General features: G+C 63.2%; 12 protein-coding genes. 8 read left to right on the top strand and 4 right to left on the bottom strand.

Annotated elements, in window-relative coordinates; all coding sequences use genetic code 11:
- Positions 1-66: 66 nt before the first annotated feature.
- The 3 genes from J3A98_RS22665 to aceE all read right to left on the bottom strand — a co-directional run bounded on the left by J3A98_RS22665 (position 67) and on the right by aceE (position 7,345).
- Entirely contained in the window at positions 67-2,757 is a 2,691-nt protein-coding gene (locus J3A98_RS22665; RefSeq protein WP_209968619.1) for an EAL domain-containing protein, read from the bottom strand.
- A 285-nt stretch (positions 2,758-3,042) separates the two neighbouring features.
- Positions 3,043-4,686 (bottom strand): dihydrolipoyllysine-residue acetyltransferase, encoded by a 1,644-nt coding sequence (gene aceF, locus J3A98_RS22660; RefSeq protein WP_209968615.1) that lies wholly within the window; start codon positions 4,684-4,686, stop codon positions 3,043-3,045.
- A gap of 13 nt (positions 4,687-4,699) precedes the next feature.
- A complete protein-coding gene (gene aceE, locus J3A98_RS22655) occupies positions 4,700-7,345 on the bottom strand; it encodes a pyruvate dehydrogenase (acetyl-transferring), homodimeric type (protein ID WP_003255651.1) in 2,646 nt (881 codons plus the stop codon).
- Between the two features lie 383 nt (positions 7,346-7,728).
- Between aceE and glnE the strand changes: the two genes are divergently transcribed.
- The 8 genes from glnE (at position 7,729) to J3A98_RS22615 (ending at position 17,825) form a co-directional block, all read left to right on the top strand.
- Positions 7,729-10,662 carry a bifunctional [glutamate--ammonia ligase]-adenylyl-L-tyrosine phosphorylase/[glutamate--ammonia-ligase] adenylyltransferase gene (glnE, locus tag J3A98_RS22650; RefSeq protein ID WP_209968612.1) on the top strand — a complete coding sequence of 978 codons (2,934 nt, stop codon included), beginning with the start codon at positions 7,729-7,731 and terminating at the stop codon, positions 10,660-10,662.
- Positions 10,663-10,864: 202 nt separating this feature from the next.
- A complete protein-coding gene (gene waaF / locus J3A98_RS22645) occupies positions 10,865-11,914 on the top strand; it encodes a lipopolysaccharide heptosyltransferase II (RefSeq protein WP_176683551.1) in 1,050 nt (349 codons plus the stop codon).
- The gene (gene waaC / locus J3A98_RS22640) at positions 11,915-12,973 is read left to right on the top strand and encodes a lipopolysaccharide heptosyltransferase I (protein ID WP_176683550.1); all 1,059 of its coding nucleotides are present in this window, start codon (positions 11,915-11,917) and stop codon (positions 12,971-12,973) included.
- Positions 12,973-14,097, top strand: a complete 1,125-nt coding sequence (locus tag J3A98_RS22635) for a glycosyltransferase family 4 protein (RefSeq protein WP_209968608.1) — start codon at positions 12,973-12,975, stop codon at positions 14,095-14,097. Before waaC ends, J3A98_RS22635 begins: the two co-directional genes overlap by 1 nt.
- Entirely contained in the window at positions 14,094-14,900 is an 807-nt protein-coding gene (rfaP, locus tag J3A98_RS22630) for a lipopolysaccharide core heptose(I) kinase RfaP (protein ID WP_176683548.1), read from the top strand. The genes J3A98_RS22635 and rfaP overlap by 4 nt, the downstream gene beginning before the upstream one ends.
- On the top strand, positions 14,900-15,634 hold the full coding sequence (locus tag J3A98_RS22625; RefSeq protein WP_176683547.1) for a lipopolysaccharide kinase InaA family protein: 735 nt from the start codon (positions 14,900-14,902) through the stop codon (positions 15,632-15,634). Before rfaP ends, J3A98_RS22625 begins: the two co-directional genes overlap by 1 nt.
- A complete protein-coding gene (locus J3A98_RS22620; protein WP_176683546.1) occupies positions 15,631-16,383 on the top strand; it encodes a lipopolysaccharide kinase InaA family protein in 753 nt (250 codons plus the stop codon). The genes J3A98_RS22625 and J3A98_RS22620 overlap by 4 nt, the downstream gene beginning before the upstream one ends.
- Positions 16,383-17,825 carry a lipopolysaccharide kinase InaA family protein gene (locus J3A98_RS22615; RefSeq protein WP_209968606.1) on the top strand — a complete coding sequence of 481 codons (1,443 nt, stop codon included), beginning with the start codon at positions 16,383-16,385 and terminating at the stop codon, positions 17,823-17,825. The genes J3A98_RS22620 and J3A98_RS22615 overlap by 1 nt, the downstream gene beginning before the upstream one ends.
- A gap of 18 nt (positions 17,826-17,843) precedes the next feature.
- Here J3A98_RS22615 and J3A98_RS22610 read toward each other — a convergent pair whose 3' ends face one another.
- Positions 17,844-20,630: a DUF6543 domain-containing protein gene (locus J3A98_RS22610; protein ID WP_209968603.1), complete on the bottom strand. Its 2,787-nt coding sequence runs from the start codon at positions 20,628-20,630 to the stop codon at positions 17,844-17,846.
- Between the last annotated feature and the right edge of the window lie 17 nt (positions 20,631-20,647).

Below are 20,647 nucleotides of genomic sequence, written 5' to 3'. Positions count from 1 at the left end.
GTGGGAGCGGGCGTGCCCGCGAAAGGGCCCGAATGGCTTCTATAGTGCCCGAGGATTACGCAGCTGTCAGGCCACCGGGCCACGCGGATAGCGCTTCAGCCGCTCGGCCAGCTCGCGCCCGGGAATCGGCCGGTCGAACAGGTAACCCTGGCCCACGTCGCAGCGGTGACGGCGCAGGAACGCCAGCTGCTCCGGCGTTTCGATCCCTTCGGCCACCACCTTCAGCTTCAGGTTGTGGGCCATGGCCACCACCGCCGAGGTGATTTCCATGTCGTCCTGGTTGTCGGGGATCTCGTTGATGAAGCTGCGGTCGATCTTGAGGATGTCGATCGGAAACTTCTTCAGGTAGCTCAGCGACGAATAACCGGTGCCGAAGTCGTCCATGGCCAAGGTCAGGCCCAGGGCCTTCAGTTCGTCCAGCTGGCGGTGGGTGTCTTCGCTGGCTTCCAGCAGCAGGCCTTCGGTCAGCTCCAGCTCCAGCAGGTGCGGGGGCAGGGCTTCTTCCTTGAGGATGGTGCTGATCGACGCCACCAGGTCCGGGTCGGAGAACTGTTTGGGCGACAGGTTGATGGCTACATGCAGGTTGCCCAGGCCGGCCTTGCGCAGTTGCTGGCTCATGCAGCACGCCTGGCGCACTACCCATTTGCCGATAGGGATGATCAGGCCGGTTTCCTCGGCCACGCTGATGAACTGGTCCGGGCGGATCATGCCGCGTTCGGGGTGGTTCCAGCGCAGCAGCGCTTCCAGGCCCAGCAGGCGACCGCTGCGCAGGCACAGCTTGGGCTGGTAGAACACGTCCAGCTCATTCTGGGTCAGGGCACGACGCAGGTTGTTCTCGACGAACAGCTTGTAGCTGGCTTCGGCGTTGAGCACTTCGGTAAACACCTGTACCTGGTGTTTACCGTTGGCCTTGGCCTTGTGCAATGCAAGGCCGGCATTCTTCATCAGGCTGGCCGGGTCGACGCCGTGCAACGGTGCACAGGCCAGGCCTACCGAGGCGGTGACGTTGATCAGCTGGTTGTCGACGAACATCGGCTTGTCGAGGGTGCACAGCAACTGCTGGGCAACGCCTTGGCCATCTTCAAGGCTGGTGTCGTCGAGCAGCACGGCGAACTCGTTACTGGCAAAGCGCGCGAGGATGCCACCGCTGTGCAGGCTGTTGCGCAGACGCCTGGCCAGGCTGATCAGCAGCTTGTCGCCGGTCTGGTGGCCAAGGCTGTCGTTGATGCGCTTGAAGTTGTCGATGTCCACCAGCAGCAGGCACATCGAGCTTTCGCCGTCCCGGGCGAAGCGCTCGTCCAGGCTGCGGATGAACGCCGGGCGGTTGCCCAGGTTGGTGAGGTTGTCGGTGTAAGCCAGGCGCTCGATGCGTTGCTGGGCCAGCTTGGTCTGGGTGACGTCTTCGTAGATGCCGATGTAGTGGGTCAGCTCACGGTTGTCACCGTACACCTTGGAAATCGACAACTGGCCCCAGTAGGGCTCCAGGTTCTTGCGCCGGCTCTTGAACTCGCCCTGCCAACTGTTGCCCATGGCCAGGCTCGACGGCGAGTCGAACAGCAGTTCGCTGAGGTTCTCCAGTGCCGGCAGCTCACCCAGCTGGCGGCCCTGCACTTCGTCGGTACTGTACTGGGTGATGGCGGTGAAGCTGGGGTTGACGTACTCCACCCGGCCGTCGCGGTTCACCAGCAGAAAGGCGCTGGCGCTCTGCTCGACCGCGCGCTGGAACAGATGCAGGGCACTGGCCGCGGCCCGCCGTTTGTGGTTTGTGATCACTTGGGCGAACTGGTCGGCCAGCTCGCCGGCAAAGGCAATCTCGTCCGACTGCCAGGCCCTTGGCTGGCCGCTTTGCTCCAGGCACAACACGCCGATCACCTGGCCATCGACGCGGATGCTGGCGTCGAGCATGGCCTTGTTTTCCGGGCGCATGCTTTGCGCCAGAGCACGGGTACGCGGGTCGTGGCCGGCGTTGTGAGCGTCGATGGCGCGGCTAGCGTGCAGCGCATCCAGGTAGTCGGGGAAGCGGCTGGCATCGATGGCTTCGGGCTGGCGGTGCTCCTGTGCGTCGCGGTACCAGGCGATGATCGGTTCCAGGCGTTGGTCTTCCAGGTGCCAGATGCTGGCGCTGTCGACCTTGTAGATTTCGCAGGCGCTCTGGGTAATCAGCTGGGCCGCTTCAAGCAGCGAGTTGCCCGCGCTATAGCGCTGGCGGGCAAGGCGCAGGATAAGGTCCTGCTGGCCGCGCACGCGCTCCAGGTGCTCCAGCTGTTCTTGCTGCGTGCGCTGGTTCAGTTGCAGGGCCAGCTGCAGGCGATTGTTGCGTGACTCCAGGTCACTGGCGCCTAGTTCGCCGCTATCTTCCAGCTGGTCGTCGAGCACGCTCAGGTAGCCGCGCAACAGCTGGCGGTTGTGTTGCTTGTAGGCCTCACCCGCTTCCAGCAGGCGCAGCGAGGTGCTCGGCGTGTGCAGGGTGTAGCGCACGCGGTAGTAACCGCGCTGGGCCAGTTGCAGCTGGATTTCGTCGTGCAGCCGGTAGCGTGCTTCGGGTTCCATCAGGCTAGCGTAGGGCGCGTCAATCAGGGCACACAGCTCGCCGGTTTGCATGCCGAACTGGCGCTCACAGGCCGGGTCTAGGTAGAGCATGGCCCAGGTGGCTTCGTTGAGCCTTTCGAAACGCAGCATGCCGAGCCGCGAGGGCACGGGTAACTGCGTCACGACCTCGGCCGCCACACGGCTGGCGGCATCGGGTTGGCTTTTCATCGAAGACTCGCTTGAAGAGGGAACGCTGCCTTTTGGCTGCGGCGGATTTGGCAAGGTTGCATCATGTCCCGAGGGCTGGCAAGCGGCCATGCGCGATGCTGTAGACGGGTTATCGGCTGGTGGGCGGGAATCTGTAGTTCGCCTTGCTTTTTCGCCGCTCGATCCCTCTGGCGCAAGAACCTTGTCGTCGGGCAAAAAAAAGCCCCGCCAATCGACGGGGTTGAGGTACGAGCGTGGCAGCTCGAAAAGGGAACTGCCCCTCGCAAGGAGGGGCAGAGTGCTGCCTTACAGCAGCATGGTGCGGATATCGCCCAGCACGTCGCCCAGGCGCTTGGTGAAGCGCGCGGCGGCAGCGCCGTTGATCACACGGTGATCGTAGGACAGCGACAGCGGCAGCATCAGCTTTGGCTGGAAGGCCTTGCCATCCCAGACTGGCTGCATGGTCGCCTTGGAGACGCCCAGGATAGCCACTTCCGGCGCATTGACGATCGGCGTGAAGCCGGTGCCGCCAATATGGCCGAGGCTGGAGATGGTGAAGCAAGCGCCTTGCATCTCGTCAGCCGACAGCTTCTTGGTGCGCGCCTTCTCGGCCAGTGCAGCGGCTTCGGCAGCCAGTTGCAGCAGGCTTTTCTGGTCGACGTTCTTGATCACAGGGACCAGCAGGCCGTCCGGGGTGTCCACGGCGAAGCCGATGTGCACGTACTTCTTGCGGATGATGGCCTTGCCGCTTGGCGCCAGCGAGCTGTTGAAGTCCGGCAGTTCCTTGAGCAGGAAGGCGCAGGCCTTGAGCAGCAGTGGCAGCACGGTCAGCTTCACCCCAGCCTTCTCGGCCACGGCCTTCTGCGCCACGCGGAAGGCTTCCAGCTCGGTGATGTCGGCAGAGTCGAACTGGGTGACGTGCGGTACGTTCAACCAGCTGCGGTGCAGGTTGGCAGCACCGACCTGCATCAGGCGGGTCAGGGCCACTTCTTCCACTTCACCGAACTTGCTGAAGTCCACGGCAGGGATTGGCGGGATGCCGGCGCCACCGGTCGCACCGGCGGCTGCCGGCGCTTCCTTGGCCTTCTGCATCATGGCCTTGACGTAAACCTGCACGTCTTCTTTCAGGATGCGACCGTGCGGGCCGGTGGCAGCAACTGCACCCAGCTCGACACCGAATTCACGGGCCAGCTGACGAACAGCAGGGCCTGCGTGAACCTTGGCATTGCTGCCAGCGGCCGGTGCGGTAGCAGCCGGTGCAGGGGCAGCAGCCGGGGCGGCAGCGGCAGGTGCGGCAGCCGGAGCAGCCTCAGCCTTGGCTGGTGCAGGAGCAGCAGCAGCCGGTGCCAGCGCGGCAGCCGGGGCGGCACCCGCCACTTTCAACTTGAAGATCAGGTCGCCAGTGCCGACTTCGTCTTCCAGCTTGCACAGTACTTCTTCGACCACGCCGGCGGCCGGCGACGGGATTTCCATGGAGGCCTTGTCGGACTCCAGGGTGATCAGCGACTGGTCGGTTTCGACGGTGTCGCCGACTTTGACCAGTACTTCGATGATCTTGGCCTTGCCCGACGAACCGATGTCCGGCACATGGATGTCCTGCACGCTGGCGGCAGCCGGGGCTGCGGCCGGAGCAGGGGTGGCTTCGGCGGCTGGAGCCGGCGCAGCTGCCTGAGCCGGAGCGGCAGCAGCCGGTGCCTCAGGGGCCGCAGCAGCGGCGCCCTCGGCTTCCAGGACCAGCAGCTCGTCGCCTTCTTTCAGGCGGTCGCCCAGCTTGACCTTCAGCTCCTTGATGACGCCGGCCTTGGGCGCCGGGATTTCCATGGAGGCCTTGTCGGACTCCAGGGTCAGCAGGCTCTGGTCAGCCTCGATACGGTCACCGACCTTGACGAACAGCTCGATGATTTCACCTTCACCGCTGCCGATGTCAGGTACGCGAATGAGTTCGCTCACTTAAAAATACTCCTCAGCAGTCCAGTGGGTTGCGCTTGTCCGGGTCGATACCGAACTTGACGATAGCGTCTGCAACAACCTTGGGTTCGATCTCGCCACGGTCAGCCAGGGCTTCCAGGGCAGCCAGCACCACGAAGTGGCGGTCGACTTCGAAGAAGTGACGCAGCTTCTTGCGGCTGTCGCTGCGACCGTAACCGTCGGTACCCAGGACTTTGAACTCTTTGCTCGGTACCCACTGGCGAATCTGCTCGGCGAACAGCTTCATGTAGTCGGTAGAGGCGATGACCGGGCCTTTGCGACCGTTCAGGCACTGCTCGACGTAGGTCTGCTGTGGCTTCTGGCCAGGCTTCAGGCGGTTGGCGCGTTCCACGGCCAGGCCGTCGCGGCGCAGTTCGTTGAAGCTGGTGACGCTCCACACGTCGGCACCGACGTTGAACTCTTCACGCAGGATCTTCGCGGCTTCGCGGACTTCGCGCAGGATGGTGCCGGAGCCCATCAGTTGTACGTGGTGTGCGGCTTCGCGGGTGTCCTCTTCCAGCAGGTACATGCCCTTGATGATGCCTTCCTCGACACCGGCCGGCATGGCTGGTTGCTGGTAGGATTCGTTCATCACGGTGATGTAGTAGAAGATGTCCTGCTGCTCTTCGGTCATCTTCTTCATGCCGTCCTGGATGATCACCGCCAGCTCGTAGCCGTAGGTCGGATCGTAGGTGCGGCAGTTCGGGATGGTGCCCGCCATCATGTGGCTGTGACCGTCTTCGTGCTGCAGGCCTTCACCGTTGAGGGTGGTACGGCCGGCGGTACCGCCGATCAGGAAGCCACGGGTGCGGCTGTCGCCAGCGGCCCAGGCCAGGTCGCCAATGCGCTGGAAACCGAACATCGAGTAGAAGATGTAGAACGGCAGCATCGGCTGGTTGTGGCAGCTGTACGAGGTACCGGCAGCGATGAACGACGACATGGCGCCGGCTTCGTTGATGCCTTCCTCGAGGATCTGGCCCTTCTTGTCTTCGCGGTAGAACATCACCTGGTCTTTATCGACTGGCTCGTAGAGCTGGCCGACCGACGAGTAGATGCCCAACTGACGGAACATGCCTTCCATACCGAAGGTACGGGCTTCGTCCGGGATGATCGGGACGATGCGCTGGCCAATGTCCTTGTCCTTGACCAGCTGCGCCAGAATACGCACGAAGGCCATGGTGGTGGAGATTTCGCGGTCGCCCGAGCCGTCCAGGATCGCTTTCAGCGTTTCCAGTGGCGGGGTCGGCACGCTGAAGCTCTTGGCACGGCGCTGTGGCACGAAACCGCCCAGGGCAGCACGGCGCTCGGCCAGGTACTTGGCTTCGGCAGAACCTTCTTCCGGCTTGAAGAACGGCAGGTTCTCCAGGTCGGCATCCTTGACCGGGATGTCGAAGCGGTCACGGAAGTGACGCAGGCTGTCGACGTCGACCTTCTTGGTGTTGTGCGCGGTGTTCTTGGCTTCGCCAGCACCGGTGCCGTAACCCTTGATGGTCTTGGCCAGGATGACGGTCGGCTGCTCTTTGTGGTTCACAGCCTGGTGATACGCCGCGTAGACCTTGTACGGGTCGTGACCGCCACGGTTGAGCTTCCAGATCTCTTCGTCGGACAGGTCTTCGACCATGGCCTTGAGTTCCGGGGTGTTGAAGAAGTGCTCGCGAACGTACGCGCCGTCTTTGGCTTTGTAGTTCTGGTACTCGCCGTCGATGACTTCGTCCATGCGGCGCTGCAGGGCACCGTTGGTGTCCTTGGCCAGCAGTGGGTCCCAGAAACGGCCCCAGACGACTTTGTTGACGTTCCAGCCACCGCCACGGAACACGCCTTCGAGTTCCTGGATGATCTTGCCGTTGCCGCGAACCGGGCCGTCGAGGCGCTGCAGGTTGCAGTTGATGACGAAGATCAGGTTGTCCAGCTTCTCGCGGCCGGCCAGGGCGATTGCACCCAGGGATTCCGGCTCGTCGCACTCACCGTCGCCCATGAAGCACCAGACCTTCTGCTTGCCGGCCGGGATGAAGCCACGGGCTTCCAGGTACTTCATGAAGCGTGCCTGGTAGATCGCCTGGATCGGGCCCAGACCCATCGAAACGGTCGGGAACTGCCAGAAATCAGGCATCAACCATGGGTGCGGGTACGAAGACAGGCCGTTGCCGTCCACTTCCTGGCGGAAGTTGTTCATCTGGTCTTCGCTGATACGGCCTTCCATGAAGGCACGGGCGTAGACGCCTGGCGATGCGTGGCCCTGGAAGAAGACCAGGTCGCCGCCGTGTTCTTCGGTAGGGGCCTGGAAGAAGTAGTTGAAGCCGATGTCGTACAGGGTGGCACTGGAGGCGAAGCTAGAGATGTGTCCGCCCAGGTCCGAGTCTTTCAGGTTGGTGCGCATGACCATGGCCAGCGCGTTCCAACGCACCATCGAGCGAATGCGGCGTTCCATGAACAGGTCGCCAGGCATGCGTGCTTCGTGGGTGACAGGGATGGTGTTGCGGTATGGCGTGGTGATCGCATATGGCAGCTGGGAGCCACTGCGGGTGGCCAGCTCGCCCATACGGGTCATCAGGTAATGAGCGCGGTCTTCGCCTTCTTTGTCGAGGACCGACTCCAGGGCATCCAGCCATTCCTGGGTTTCGATTGGATCGAGGTCTTGCATGGCTTGCTCCAGGGCGGAAAGGCAACCAGAATCGATTGCCTGAGATTGCGACTGGCCTTATGGGCAGACGTCGTGAATTCTTGGATTACCGGGGTGTCTTCCGGCGCGTTGTAGTTTTACTACATTTGCTTTCGCATTTCATGCTTTTACACGACACGAGTAGTAGTAAAACTACATTTGTGCGACGTTTGGTCGCACCTTGGCTTGTGAGGAAAAACGTTCATGTTGGTTGGCATTGTGTCGCGAACGGGTGGTTCTTGATGTTTATTGCCAAGATTTCGTTTTTTTCAGCTATTTCCAACTTTTGTACGACAGTCCAACCGTGGTCCGGCTTCCCCTTGGCCGCTTTTTCCCCTCTATTTCACGCCGATCAAGGATAGACCATGCGCCTACCTTTGCCCTCCGATCTGCCCGCCACCTTGCAGCCGCTGGTCACTCGCAACCAGCAGTTCATCAGCGATGCCGTGGCCGGCCACCCCGAACTCGACCTGCAGGCCTGGAGCCCGCTGCACCGGCAGCAGTTCGACCAGGTGGCTGCTGCCAGTGAATTCGTGCTCAGCCTGGCCCAGCGCGAGCCGGCCATGCTGTTCGCCCTGCTGGCCAGTGGCGAGCTGGAGCGGCGTTACGCCCCCGGTGAGCTGCGCGGGCAAATCGCCGCAACGGCCCAGGCAGCACAGAGCGAGGACGAACTGGCGCGCAACCTGCGCCGCGCGCGCAACCGCCAGCAACTGCGCATTATCTGGCGCGACATTACCCGTCAGGCGGAACTTGGCGAAACCTGCCGGGACCTGTCGGACCTTGCCGATGCGGCCATCGACGAAGCCTACCAATGGCTGTACCCGCGCCATTGCCAGCAGTTCGGGACACCCATCGGCAACCGCAGCGGCCAGCCGCAGCACATGGTGGTGCTGGGCATGGGCAAGTTGGGAGCGGTAGAGCTTAACCTGTCGTCGGACATCGACCTGATCTTTGGTTTCCCCGAGGGCGGTGAAACCGAAGGGGTGAAGCGCTCGCTGGACAACCAGGAGTTCTTCACGCGCCTGGGCCAAAGGCTGATCAAGGCGCTTGACCCGGTTACTGTCGACGGCTTTGTATTCCGCGTTGACATGCGCCTGCGTCCCTATGGTTCGGCGGGTGCCCTGGTGCTCAGCTTCAATGCACTGGAGCAGTACTACCAGGACCAGGGCCGTGACTGGGAACGTTACGCGATGATCAAGGCGCGGGTGGTGGCCGGCGACCAGGCGGCTGGCGCGCAGTTGCAGGAGATGCTGCGCCCGTTCGTGTACCGCCGCTACCTGGACTTTTCCGCAATCGAAGCGCTGCGCACCATGAAGCAGCTGATCCAGCAGGAAGTGCGGCGCAAGGGCATGGCCGAGAACATCAAGCTGGGTGCCGGTGGTATTCGCGAAGTGGAGTTCATCGCCCAGGCCTTCCAACTGATCCACGGCGGGCGTGACCTCAGCCTGCAGCAGCGGCCGTTGCTCAAGGTGCTGGCCACCCTCGAAGGCCAAGGCTACCTGCCGCCAGCAGTGGTGGCCGAGTTGCGCGAGGGCTATGAGTTCCTGCGGTACACCGAGCACGCCATCCAGGCCATCGCCGACCGCCAGACGCAAATGTTGCCGGAAGGTGAGACCGATCAGGCACGAGTGGCCTACATGCTCGGCTTTGCCGACTGGCATAGCTTCCATGACCAGTTGATGTACTGGCGTGGCCGCATCGACTGGCATTTCCGCCAGGTCATTGCCGACCCGGATGATGAAGACGGCGAAGGCGAACTGGTGGTGGGTGGCGAGTGGTCGCCGTTGTGGGAGCAGGCGCAGGATGAAGAAGCCGCTGGCCGGCAATTGCAAGAGGCTGGCTTCAAGCAACCCGCCGAAGCCTTGCGGCGCCTGGCCGGGCTGCGTTCCAGCCCGCAGTTGCGCTCGATGCAGCGCATCGGCCGTGAGCGACTAGACGCATTCATCCCGCGGCTGTTGGCCCAGGCGGTGGAGCATGACAACCCCGACCTGGTGCTTGAGCGGGTGCTGCCATTGGTCGAGGCTGTGGCGCGGCGTTCTGCCTACCTGGTACTGCTGACCGAAAACCCGGGTGCCTTGCGCCGTTTGCTGACGCTGTGCGCTGCCAGCCCGTGGATTGCCGAGCAGATTGCCTTGTACCCGCTGCTGCTCGACGAACTGCTCAATGAGGGCCGTTTGTTCAGCCCGCCCTTGGCGCCAGAACTGGCCAGCGAACTGCGCGAGCGCCTGACGCGCATCCCCGAGGACGACCTGGAGCAGCAGATGGAAGCGCTGCGCCATTTCAAGCTGGCCCACAGCCTGCGCGTGGCCGCCTCGGAAATCAGCGGCAACCTGCCGTTGATGAAAGTCAGCGACTACCTGACCTGGCTGGCTGAAGCCATCCTCGACCAGGTGCTGGCCCTGGCCTGGCGCCAGACCGTGGCCCGTCATGGCCAACCCAAGCGCAGCGACGGCAGCCTGTGCGACCCGGGTTTCATCATCATCGGTTACGGCAAGATGGGCGGCCTGGAACTGGGCCACGGTTCGGACCTGGACCTGGTCTTCATCCATGACGGCGATCCGCAGGCGGAAACCGACGGTGCGAAGCCTATCGACAGTGCGCAGTTCTTCACGCGTCTGGGGCAGCGCATCATCCACTTGCTGACCACCCAGACCAACTCGGGCCAACTGTACGATGTGGATATGCGCCTGCGCCCGTCCGGCGCCTCGGGGCTGCTGGTCAGCTCGCTGGGTGCGTTCGAACGCTACCAGCAGAACGAAGCCTGGACCTGGGAACACCAGGCGCTGGTACGGGCCCGTGTGCTGGTGGGTTGCAAGCAGGTGGGGGCGGCATTCGAAGGTGTGCGCGCCAAGGTACTGGGCCAGGCGCGCGACCTGGAAAAACTGCGCAGCGAGGTGAGTGAAATGCGCGCCAAGATGCGTGACAACCTCGGTACCAAGGCTACGGTTGCCGGTACGGGGGCGAACGCCTTCGACGCCGGCGTGCCGTTCGATATCAAGCAGGATGCCGGCGGTATCGTCGATATCGAATTTATGGTGCAATACGCCGCTTTGGCCTGGTCCCACGACCATCCGGCCATACTTCGATGGACCGATAACATCCGCATTCTGGAAGAGCTGGAGCAGGCGAACTTGATGCCGGCCAGTGACGCGGTGCTGTTGCGTGAAGTGTACAAGGCGTTCCGCTCGGCCTCGCACCGCCAGGCCCTGCAGAAGCAGGCCGGGGTGATCGATGCGGCGCAGTTTGCCGATGAACGCCGTGAAGTGCGGCGGATCTGGGGTGAGTTGGGTTTAAGCTGATACCGTGTTGGCTTGTTCGCGGGCAAGCCCGCTCCCACAGGTACTGCACAGGCCCTGAGCAGTGTGCAATCCCTGTGGGAGCGGGCTTGCCCGCGAATAGGCCATGTGAGTGGTACACTGTCCGCCACATAGCCTGAATATAAAGAGGGGAGGCCAGGCTGGACCGCAGCCTGTAGCCTCCCCGAGCGTTTCTGGACTAAGCATGAGAATACTGATCATTGGCCCCAGCTGGGTTGGCGACATGGTGATGGCGCAGACCCTGTTCCAGTGCCTGAAACAGCAGCACCCCGACTGCGTGATCGACGTGCTGGCCCCCGAGTGGAGCCGGCCGATCCTCGAACGCATGCCTGAAGTGCGTCAGGCCTTGAGCTTCCCGCTCGGCCACGGTGCGCTGGAACTGGCCACGCGGCGGCGCATCGGCAAGTCCCTGGCCGGCCAGTACGACCAGGCCATCCTGCTGCCCAACTCGCTCAAGTCGGCGCTGGTGCCTTTTTTTGCCGGCATTCCAAAACGCACCGGCTGGCGCGGTGAAATGCGCTTCGGTCTGCTGAACGACGTGCGCAAGCTGGACAAGACCCGCTACCCGCTGATGATCGAGCGCTTCATGGCCCTGGCTTACGCGCCCGGCGCCGAGCTGCCGCAGCCATACCCGCGTCCCAACCTGCAGATCGAAGCGCAAAGCCGCGACGCCGCCCTGGCCAAGTTCGGCCTGGAACTGGACCGTCCGGTACTGGCGCTGTGCCCTGGCGCCGAGTTTGGCGAAGCCAAGCGCTGGCCGGCAGAGCACTATGCCGCTGTGGCCGATGCGATGATTCGACAAGGCTGGCAAGTGTGGCTGTTCGGCTCCAAGAACGATCACCCGGTCGGTGAGCAGATCCGCGACCGGCTTATTCCGGGGTTCCGTGAAGAGTCGTCCAACCTGGCCGGTGAGACCTCGCTGGCCGAGGCCATCGACCTGATGTCCTGCGCCCATGCCGTGGTGTCCAACGACTCCGGCCTGATGCACGTGGCCGCTGCGCTGAACCGTCCATTGGTGGCGGTGTATGGCTCGACTTCACCCGGCTTCACCCCGCCGCTGGCCGAACAGGTGGAAGTGGTGCGCACCGGTATCGAGTGCAGCCCGTGCTTTGACCGCACCTGTCGCTTCGGCCATTACAATTGCCTGCGTCTGCTGGATCCGGGCAAAGTGATCGCCGCCCTGCACAGCCTAAGCGGACCGGACCTGATCGATACCGTGGCCGAGGTCGACTAAGTGCGGGTACTGATCATCAAGACCTCGTCGCTGGGGGATGTCATCCACACCCTGCCGGCGCTTACCGATGCCGCCCATGCCATTCCAGGCATCCGTTTCGATTGGGTGGTGGAAGAAGGCTTCGCCGAAATCCCCAGTTGGCACCCTGCGGTCGACCAGGTCATCCCGGTGGCGATCCGTCGCTGGCGCAAGAACCTCTGGCAAACCATCAAGAGTGGCGAGTGGAAGGCGTTCAAGCAGCGCGTTCGCGAGCGCAAGTATGACCTTGTGATCGACGCTCAGGGCCTGGTCAAGTCGGCCTGGTTGACCCGTTACGTGAAGGCACCCGTAGCCGGCCTGGACCGCTACTCGGCCCGCGAAGGCTGGGCCAGCCGCTTCTACGACCGGCCTCTGTCGGTCGCCACCGGCCAGCATGCGGTGGAGCGGGTACGCCAGCTGTTTGCCATGGCCCTGGCCTACGACCTGCCAGAAGGCATCGGCAACTACGGCCTGGACCTCGACCGCCTGCAACTGCCGCCGGCTGCGCCCTATGTGGTGTTCCTGCATGGCACCACCTGGGCGACCAAGCACTGGCCCGAAGCCTACTGGCGCGAACTCGCCGAGCGCATGGGCCGGCGCAAGCTGGAAGTGCGCCTGCCCTGGGGTAATCCGGCCGAGAAGGCGCGGGCCGAGCGAATTGCCCTAGGCTTGAACAACTGCCAGGTGCTTCCCAAATTGAACCTTGCCGGCGTCGCTCGTGTACTGGCGGCGGCAAAGGCCTGCGTGGCGGTCGACACCGGCCTTGGCCACCTGGCGGCGGCGCTCGATGTGCCCACCCTTTCGCTGTTTGGCCCGACCAACCCGGGCCTGACCGGCGCCTACGGACGGACCCAGATTCACCAGGCCAGTGACTGGCCTTGCGCTCCCTGCCTGCAGAAGAAGTGCACCTACAAACCGAGCGCCGATGACCTGGCCCGGTTCGATCTGAAACGCGAGTGGCCGCTGTGCTTCACTCGCCTGAATCCCGAGCATGTGGCGAGCCGCTTGAGCGCGTTGCTGCTGGCTGAGGATGTCCGTTGATGCAACTGGCTTTCGTGCTTTACAAATATTTCCCCTTCGGCGGGCTGCAGCGCGATTTCATGCGCATTGCCCTGGAATGCCAGAAGCGGGGCCACCAGATCCGCGTGTACACGCTGATCTGGGAGGGTGACATTCCACCGGGTTTCGAAGTGCTGGTGGCGCCGGTGAAGGCGATTTTCAACCACCGCCGCAACGAGAAGCTCAGTGCCTGGATGGCCGCTGACCTGGCCAAGCGCCCGGTCGACCGCCTGATCGGCTTCAACAAGATGCCGGGGCTGGACGTGTACTACGCCGCCGACGGCTGCTTCGAAGACAAGGCGCAGACCCTGCGCGGTGGCTTGTACCGTCGCTGGGGCCGCTACCGGCACTTTGCCGAGTACGAGCATGCGGTGTTCGCCAAGGACGCCCATACCGAAGTGCTGATGATTTCCGAAGTGCAGCAGCCGCTGTTCATCAAGCATTACGGCACCCCGGTAGAACGCTTCCACCTGCTGCCGCCAGGCATTTCCCAGGATCGCCGTGCGCCGGCCAATGCCGCCGAGATCCGCGCCGAGTTCCGCAAGGAATTCAACCTGGGGGATGACGACCTGCTGCTGGTGCAGATTGGCTCAGGCTTCAAGACCAAAGGCGTGGACCGCAGCCTCAAGGCACTGGCCGCGCTGCCGTCAGCCCTGCGCAAACGCACCAGGCTGATGGTGATCGGCCAGGACGACCCCAAGGTATTCCAGCTGCAAAGCGCTACCCTGGGCCTGGGCGACCAGGTGCAGTTCCTCAAGGGTCGCAGCGACATCCCGCGCTTCCTGTTGGGCGCCGACCTGCTGATTCACCCGGCTTACAACGAGAATACCGGTACGGTGCTGCTCGAAGCGTTGGTCGCCGGCTTGCCGGTGCTGGTGTCCAAGGTGTGCGGGTATGCCCACTACATTGCCGAGGCCGACAGCGGCCTGGTGCTGGATGAGCCGTTCGAACAAGAGCAGCTCAACGGCTACCTGCAGCGCATGCTCGAAGACCCGCAGGCGCGTGCCAGCTGGTCGCGCAATGGCCTGGCATTTGCTGATAGCGCCGATCTGTACAGCATGCCACAGCATGCTGCCGACGTGATCCTGGGGCAAAAAACCGCATGAAGCTGATATTGGCCGAGCCCTTCAAACGCCTGTGGGCCGGGCGTGATGCCTTCGACGCCGTGGAGGCGCTGCAAGGCGAGGTCTATCGCGAGCTGGAAGGGCGCCGCACGCTGCGCACCGAGGTGGCTGGCGAGGGCTTTTTCGTCAAGATCCACCGTGGCATCGGCTGGGGCGAGATCTTCAAGAACCTGTTCACCGCCAAGCTGCCGGTACTCGGTGCCGGCCAGGAATGGCGGGCGATCCAACGCCTGCACGAAGTGGGTGTGCCGACCATGACCGCAGTCGCCTACGGCGAGCGTGGCAGCAACCCGGCCACGCAGCACTCGTTCATCATCACCGAAGAGCTGGCGCCCACCATCAGCCTGGAAGACTTCAGCATCGACTGGGTCAAGCAGCCTCCCGAGCCGCGTCTGAAGCGTGCACTTATCGCCGAGGTGGCGAAGATGACCGGCGGCATGCACCGCGCCGGGGTCAACCACCGCGATTGCTACATCTGCCATTTCCTGCTGCACACCGACCGACCGGTGACGGCGGATGACTTCAAGCTGTCGGTGATCGACCTGCACCGTGCGCAAACCCGTGCCACGATCAGCCGCCGCTGGCGTGACAAGGACCTGGCTGCGCTGTACTTTTCGGCCCTGGACATCGGCCTGACCCAACGCGACAAGCTGCGCTTCCTGCGTGGTTACTTCCAGCGTCCGCTGCGGCAGGTGCTGAAGGAGGAAGCCGCGCTGCTCGCCTGGCTGGAGCGCAAGGCCCAGAAACTCTACGATCGCAAGCAACGCTATGGGGATGCACTCTGATGGCGAGTTGGACACTGGCGCCGGGGTACGAACACCTGGCGGCGGACTTCGGCAGCCTCGATGCGGTATTCGCCCTCCAGGGCGAACGGCTGACCCGCGATCCGCTCAGTGAGGTGGTACGCATCGAGCGTGACGGGATCAACTACTATGTCAAGCGCTACACCGGGGCCGGCAAGCACATGCGCCGGTATCTGGGGCGGCCACGCATCAAGGCCGAATGGCAAAACCTCAAGCAGTTCGCCAAATGGGGTATCCCCACCGCCGAAGTCGTGGCCTGGGGCCTGGAGCGCAACGGCCTGGCCTTTGGCCGTGGCGCGATGATCACCCGTGAACTGCCGCGCACCGAAGACCTGTCGGCCCTGGCCGAACACAACGATCCGCGCTTGGCCGACCGCACCTGGGTCGACCATATCAGCCGTCAACTGGCGCGCCATACCCGGGTCATGCACGAGCACCGCTTCGCCCATAACGATTTGAAGTGGCGCAACCTGCTGGTCGATGACCAGGGCACGCTATTCTTCATCGACTGCCCCACCGGCGACTTCTGGCGCGGATTCATGTGGCGCCACCGGATGATCAAGGACCTGGCATGCCTGGACAAAGTGGCCAAATACCACCTGTCAGCTACCCAGCGCCTGCGCTTCTACCTGCAATACCGTGGCCGTGACCGGCTGAATGTGCGTGACAAGAAGCGCATTCGTCGGGTACTGGGCTTTTTCGAGGGAAGGGAATGACCGATTACCTGGCCAGCGCGGACCTCGCGCTGCTCAAGCGCCATGGCCTGGACGACTTCGAGGCGCTGTGGGCGCTGCAACTTGATGCTGTGGACGAACCCAACACCGGCCGTGGTGGCTGGAGCAGCGTCTTCCGTCTGGAACTCGAAGGCAAGGGCTACTACCTCAAGCGCCAGAGCGACTACCTGACCCGTACCCTGCACCGGCCGTTCGGCGAGCCCACCTTCGCCCGGGAATTCCGCAACATCAGTCGCTACCAGAAGCTGCGCATTCCGGCATTGCAGGCGGTGTTCTACGGCGAGCGCAAGCAGGGTGGCAAGCACCGGGCCATCCTGATGACCCGCGCTCTGGACGAATGGGCCGACCTCGAAAGCCTGCTGGCGCAATGGCCGCGGTTGGGTAAGGCCGAGCGCACTGACATCCTGCAGGCCTGCGGCCAGCTGGCGCGTACCCTGCACAGCGCCGGCCAGGTGCATGGCTGCTTCTACCCCAAGCACATTTTCTTGCGCCAACGGCGCGACGGCTGGGATGCGCAACTGATCGACCTGGAAAAGACCCGTCCCCTGCTGCTCGGCATGCGTGACCGCCTCAAGGACCTGGAGCCGCTGCTGCGCCGCGCCCAGGCGTGGAGCGTGCAGGATGTACGTACTTTGCTGGCTACCTACCTGGGGCAGCCCGCCGACGGCGCGCTGGTCGATAGCTGGCTGCAACGGTTGACGCAACGCCGTCGTGAAAAAGAGGCCCGCTGATGCGTTTGTCTGAATTGAAGGATGCCGGGCGCAGCCCATCGCTGCCCCTGAGCATCACGTTGGTTGATGCCGCTGGCAGCGCCGACTTGCAATTGCTCAGCCTGCTGCGCGTGCTGCCGGGCCAGCGTTATGTGGGCGCTGGTGTCTGGCGCGGTACACCGGTGCTGGCAAAGTTGCTGGTCGGTGGTAACGCTGCACGGCATTTCCAGCGCGAACTGCAGGGTGTGAAATTGCTGGCCAAACAAGGGCTGACCACGCCGACGCTACTGGCCGACGGCCTCAAGGAAGGCGAGGGTGGCTGGCTGCTGTTCGAATTCCTTGACGGTGCCCAAAGCCTGGCCGATGCCTGGGCCGCAGTGGAAAACCTGCCAGTGCTGGCGGACGAGCAGCACCTGGTGCTGGGCGAAGCGCTCACTGCCGTGGCGCACATGCACGCCCAAGGCCTTTGGCAGGAAGACCTGCACCTGGACAACCTGCTGCGCCATGCCGGCAAGCTGTACCTGATCGACGGTGCGGGCATAAGGGCGGAAACGCCCGGTCAGCAGTTGTCGCGTCCACGCGTGCTGGAAAACCTCGGGGTGTTTTTCGCCCAGTTGCCCAAGCGCCTGGAGCCGTTCATCGAAGAGCTGCTGGTGCATTACCTGCTGGCCAACGCCGAGCATGCGTTGCCGCTGGAAGCGCTGCAGAAACAGGTGGACAAGGTGCGCACCTGGCGCCAGAAGGACTATCTGGACAAGGCTGGCCGCGAGTGCAGCTTGTTCAGCGTCCAGCGCACCCTTTCGGGCTTGCAGGCGATCCGCCGCAGTGAGGTCGAGGCCCTGCAGCCTGTACTGGAGCAGGCCGATGCGCTGATCGACACCGGCCATTTGTACAAGACCGGTGGCGCTGCCAGCGTGGCGCGCATTGAGGTCAACGGTCGCCAGTTGGTGATCAAGCGCTACAACATCAAGAACACCGCGCATTGGTTCAAGCGCTTCTGGCGCCCGAGCAGGGCTTGGCATTCCTGGATTGAAGGCCACCGCCTGGAGTTCCTCGACATCGCCACGCCACGCCCCCTCGCGGTGCTGGAACAGCGGGTGCTGGGCCTGCGCAGCCGTGCCTACCTGGTCACCGAGTATGTCGACGGCCAGGATCTGACGGCATGCTTCGCGCCCTACGTCGAAAGCGGCGATGCGCCCGAGGAGCAGGTGGAGGCCTTGGTGCACGTGATGCAGCAGCTGATTCGCGAGCGCATCAGCCACGGCGACTTCAAAGGCCATAACCTGTTCTGGCACAACGGCCAGTGGTCGCTGATCGACCTCGATGCCATGTGCCAGCATGCCACCCAGCTCAGCTTCGCACCGGCCTATGCCCGTGACCGGGCACGGCTGCTGCGCAACTGGCCCAATGGCAGTGCCTTGCATCAGCGGCTGGACCGGCTGTTGCCAAAACTGGTCGACTGAGGCCGCCGGTTCCGGCTGTCAGTGGGCCGGCGGTGGTTGATCTGGCAGTGTCAGCCAGTCACTGCTGCGCCCTGCCTGGCGAACGCGTATCAGCCACTGGCCGTTTTCGTGGCGCAGCACCGCCCACGGCACCACGCTGGTGTTGCTGGCAACGGCAATCTGCAAGTGGTAATGATCCGGCAGCAGGTGACGGCGCACAGGCAACTGCCCGTCCTTGAGCGCCAGGTACAGCTGATCGTCAGCCTGAAAAAGCCCTTGTTCGATGTTTACCGGCAGGCCAGCCATTGGCACTTGCAGATAGCAGTCCTGCAGCAACTGCTTCAGGTCGGGCAACCCGTCGTACCAGAGCACCGGTGAGTCGATCACCCATTGCCCGTCGGCTTTGCGCTTGAGCGGTTGCTGCAGATAGGCATCTGGCTGGCCAGGGTCGATGGCCCGCCAGCGGTAGCCGTCGAAGCTGACCTGATAGTAGCGGTTGTCGTTGTCCTTGATGAAGTACAGCGACAGCCCACCAAACGCCGAGCGTTGTTCGTATACACCTTCATCGTAGATACCGTCTATGCGATAGCGCAGGCTGCTGCTGCCCGGTTTTACCTGGAGGCGTGCGGGTAGCGGCAGTGGCGGTGGTTTGGGGATCCCGCGCAGGGATCGGCGTAGCACTCTGGAACCCAAAAAACTGGTACCCGCATCGTTGAGGTGGCTAAGCGCCTGATAGGCATGCCGCATCACCCCTTCCACATCCTTTTGCTTGAAGGCCTCGGCGCCATCCCAGATGTCGATTGCCATGCGGCCGATCGACAGTACCAGCAACGCGCGGTTCGGCAGCAGCAGGCTGATGAAGTCCAGTAAGCGCCAGCTCAGCGCCATGACCGACTCCACATTCACTTCCCTGGTCGTCATGCTGTCGGCATCGGCCTGAGCAATCAGCGCCCGGGCTTCGGCCATGTAGTAGACGAAGAACAGGTCGTCCTGGATCTCGGGTGTCCTCAAATGCGTGCTCATGCGCCCCTTGTCCAGCAGCTGCTGCACTGTAGCAGCAGGCAGCAATGGCAGGCGCTCGGCCACATATGCTCTCAACGTGGGCTGCTGGCGCAATGTGCGAAGCAGTTCGCGGGTCGTGCGAAAACGGCGCCAGGCCCTGCGGTCCGGGGCATCCGGGGTGTACAGCACGCATGCCGGAGACTTGTAGGGGGTGCTGTTGAGCAGCAGCACGCCCTGCACGGTATGGCCCATGATGTTCAACTGGCGAACAGTGACCGGGTAGCCTGCTACTGGCGCACGCAAGGCATTGTGTGGTTGGTTCAGCACTGCGCGCACCCAGTTGTAGCCATGTTCGAAAGGGTCTTCGCCAAAGTGTCCGGCGTAGTGCGCCTTGACTGCTTCAGCGCGCATGCGTGCACGGTTGACCTTGCTGTGCGCAGTCAGGCGCCATTTGCCTGCTCTGGAACTGATGAGTTGGGTGTGCAGGTACTTTGCGTAGCTGTCACCCACGTTCAGTTCCCGGACCATGTGCTTGACATACTGCGGTGTGAGCCCGGCGGGCATGGCTTTGCCGTGGGCATGGATCACCCGGGCAGTCAGCCAGTAGTCGGTATCGAACCACGGCAAGTTCTTGAGGGCGATCTCTTCGAGGGTGTTGATTTCCTCGACCATCTCCACCATCTCGTGGCCCACGCGTCGCATGCCTACATAGGTGACATAGGATGAGAGGGCGAAGGGATGCATGATTGCGCCCGTGCGGCGGGCGCGTACGACCACGATCTTGATCTCGCGAGGATCTGTTTCGTACCCCAGGTCATGGCTCAGGCGCTCGCGAAGGCGTGCGTTGGCCCAGGCCAGCAGGCTATTGCGTTGCTTGAAGTCGTCAAGGCTCAGCACTCCCGGGGCAGCAGCCTGCTCGGCGATTGCCACCAGCGTTTGCATGGCCTGCATCATATGGCTCAGGCCTTGCGCAGATGTATTGCGCAGCCAGTTGGGCAGGTGCTTCTCAAGCAATTGGGAGTAGCGTGTTTGCAGGATGGGCTTGGCGCCGACTTCGTGCCATAGCGCGAGGGCTTCATGTATTCGGGTGTGCTGGTCGGGTGAGCCGTTGCTCCACAAGCCGGTGTCACTCAGGCGTTGGCGTTGGGCTTCTATCACGCTGTCGATCTGGGCCTCCAGCAGGCTGTCGGCGTACCATTCATAGCGCAGGCGCTGTGACCGGCGAGCGCGGTCCGCCTGCGTGTCAGTGTACAGATGCAGCAGCGGTCTGCTCTGGAGTGGGTCTTCCAGGCGTTCGCAAAGCTCCAGGTGCAGTGCGGCAAGGGAGTCGAAGGCCTCGATGCCTTGTGACAGGCTGCACAGCAAGGCAGCGCCTGCGGCATCCTGAGGCGTGAGCATGTGGCCCTCGGCTGTACCGGCAACGATGATCAGTGTGCCTGGCAGGTAGCTTCGCCAGTTGGGCCGTAGGCCTTCCAGCAGAACGCGGTAGACCTGTGGCCTTTTGGCCAGGGGCATATGCCTGCGTTGGGAGGGTAGTGGCTGTTGCAGGCAGGCCCATAGTTGATCGGCTGAGCGGTAGCCCAAGGTCTCGTCGCCCAGGCGCAGTTCAACCTCGGCCAGCATCAGCGCCTTGCGCAGTGCCAGCAGCTTTTGTCTGGGGGTTTCGCCTTGCTCATCGGCCGTGGTCCAGAAGCTGGCCAGTTCGCCGTGCAGCCAGGTGCGTGTGTCGGGGTTGATGGGGTGTTGAAGGTCGAGGGTCGGGAGGCCGTCGAGCAGGTCACCGATTTGTCGGTCGATCTGTTCCAGTTGTTCGAGGGGGCGCATGGGGCGGGTCCTTGGTT

The sequence above is a fragment of the Pseudomonas sp. BP6 genome, assembly GCF_017875935.1.
Taxonomy (GTDB): Bacteria; Pseudomonadota; Gammaproteobacteria; order Pseudomonadales; family Pseudomonadaceae; genus Aquipseudomonas; species Aquipseudomonas putida_Y.
Note: the sequence above shows the minus strand (reverse complement) of the source record. Positions and strands in the feature narration are given on the sequence as shown.

Excerpts from the sequence above, each read along its gene's own strand:
- J3A98_RS22615 (WP_209968606.1), top strand. The coding sequence starts at position 16,383 with ATGCGTTTGTCTGAATTGAAGGATGCCGGGCGCAGCCCATCGCTGCCC.
- J3A98_RS22610 (WP_209968603.1), bottom strand. The coding sequence starts at position 20,630 with ATGCGCCCCCTCGAACAACTGGAACAGATCGACCGACAAATCGGTGAC.
- J3A98_RS22620 (WP_176683546.1), top strand. The coding sequence starts at position 15,631 with ATGACCGATTACCTGGCCAGCGCGGACCTCGCGCTGCTCAAGCGCCAT.
- J3A98_RS22625 (WP_176683547.1), top strand. The coding sequence starts at position 14,900 with ATGGCGAGTTGGACACTGGCGCCGGGGTACGAACACCTGGCGGCGGAC.
- J3A98_RS22635 (WP_209968608.1), top strand. The coding sequence starts at position 12,973 with ATGCAACTGGCTTTCGTGCTTTACAAATATTTCCCCTTCGGCGGGCTG.
- J3A98_RS22665 (WP_209968619.1), bottom strand. The coding sequence starts at position 2,757 with ATGAAAAGCCAACCCGATGCCGCCAGCCGTGTGGCGGCCGAGGTCGTG.
- waaF (WP_176683551.1), top strand. The coding sequence starts at position 10,865 with ATGAGAATACTGATCATTGGCCCCAGCTGGGTTGGCGACATGGTGATG.
- glnE (WP_209968612.1), top strand. The coding sequence starts at position 7,729 with ATGCGCCTACCTTTGCCCTCCGATCTGCCCGCCACCTTGCAGCCGCTG.
- aceE (WP_003255651.1), bottom strand. The coding sequence starts at position 7,345 with ATGCAAGACCTCGATCCAATCGAAACCCAGGAATGGCTGGATGCCCTG.
- rfaP (WP_176683548.1), top strand. The coding sequence starts at position 14,094 with ATGAAGCTGATATTGGCCGAGCCCTTCAAACGCCTGTGGGCCGGGCGT.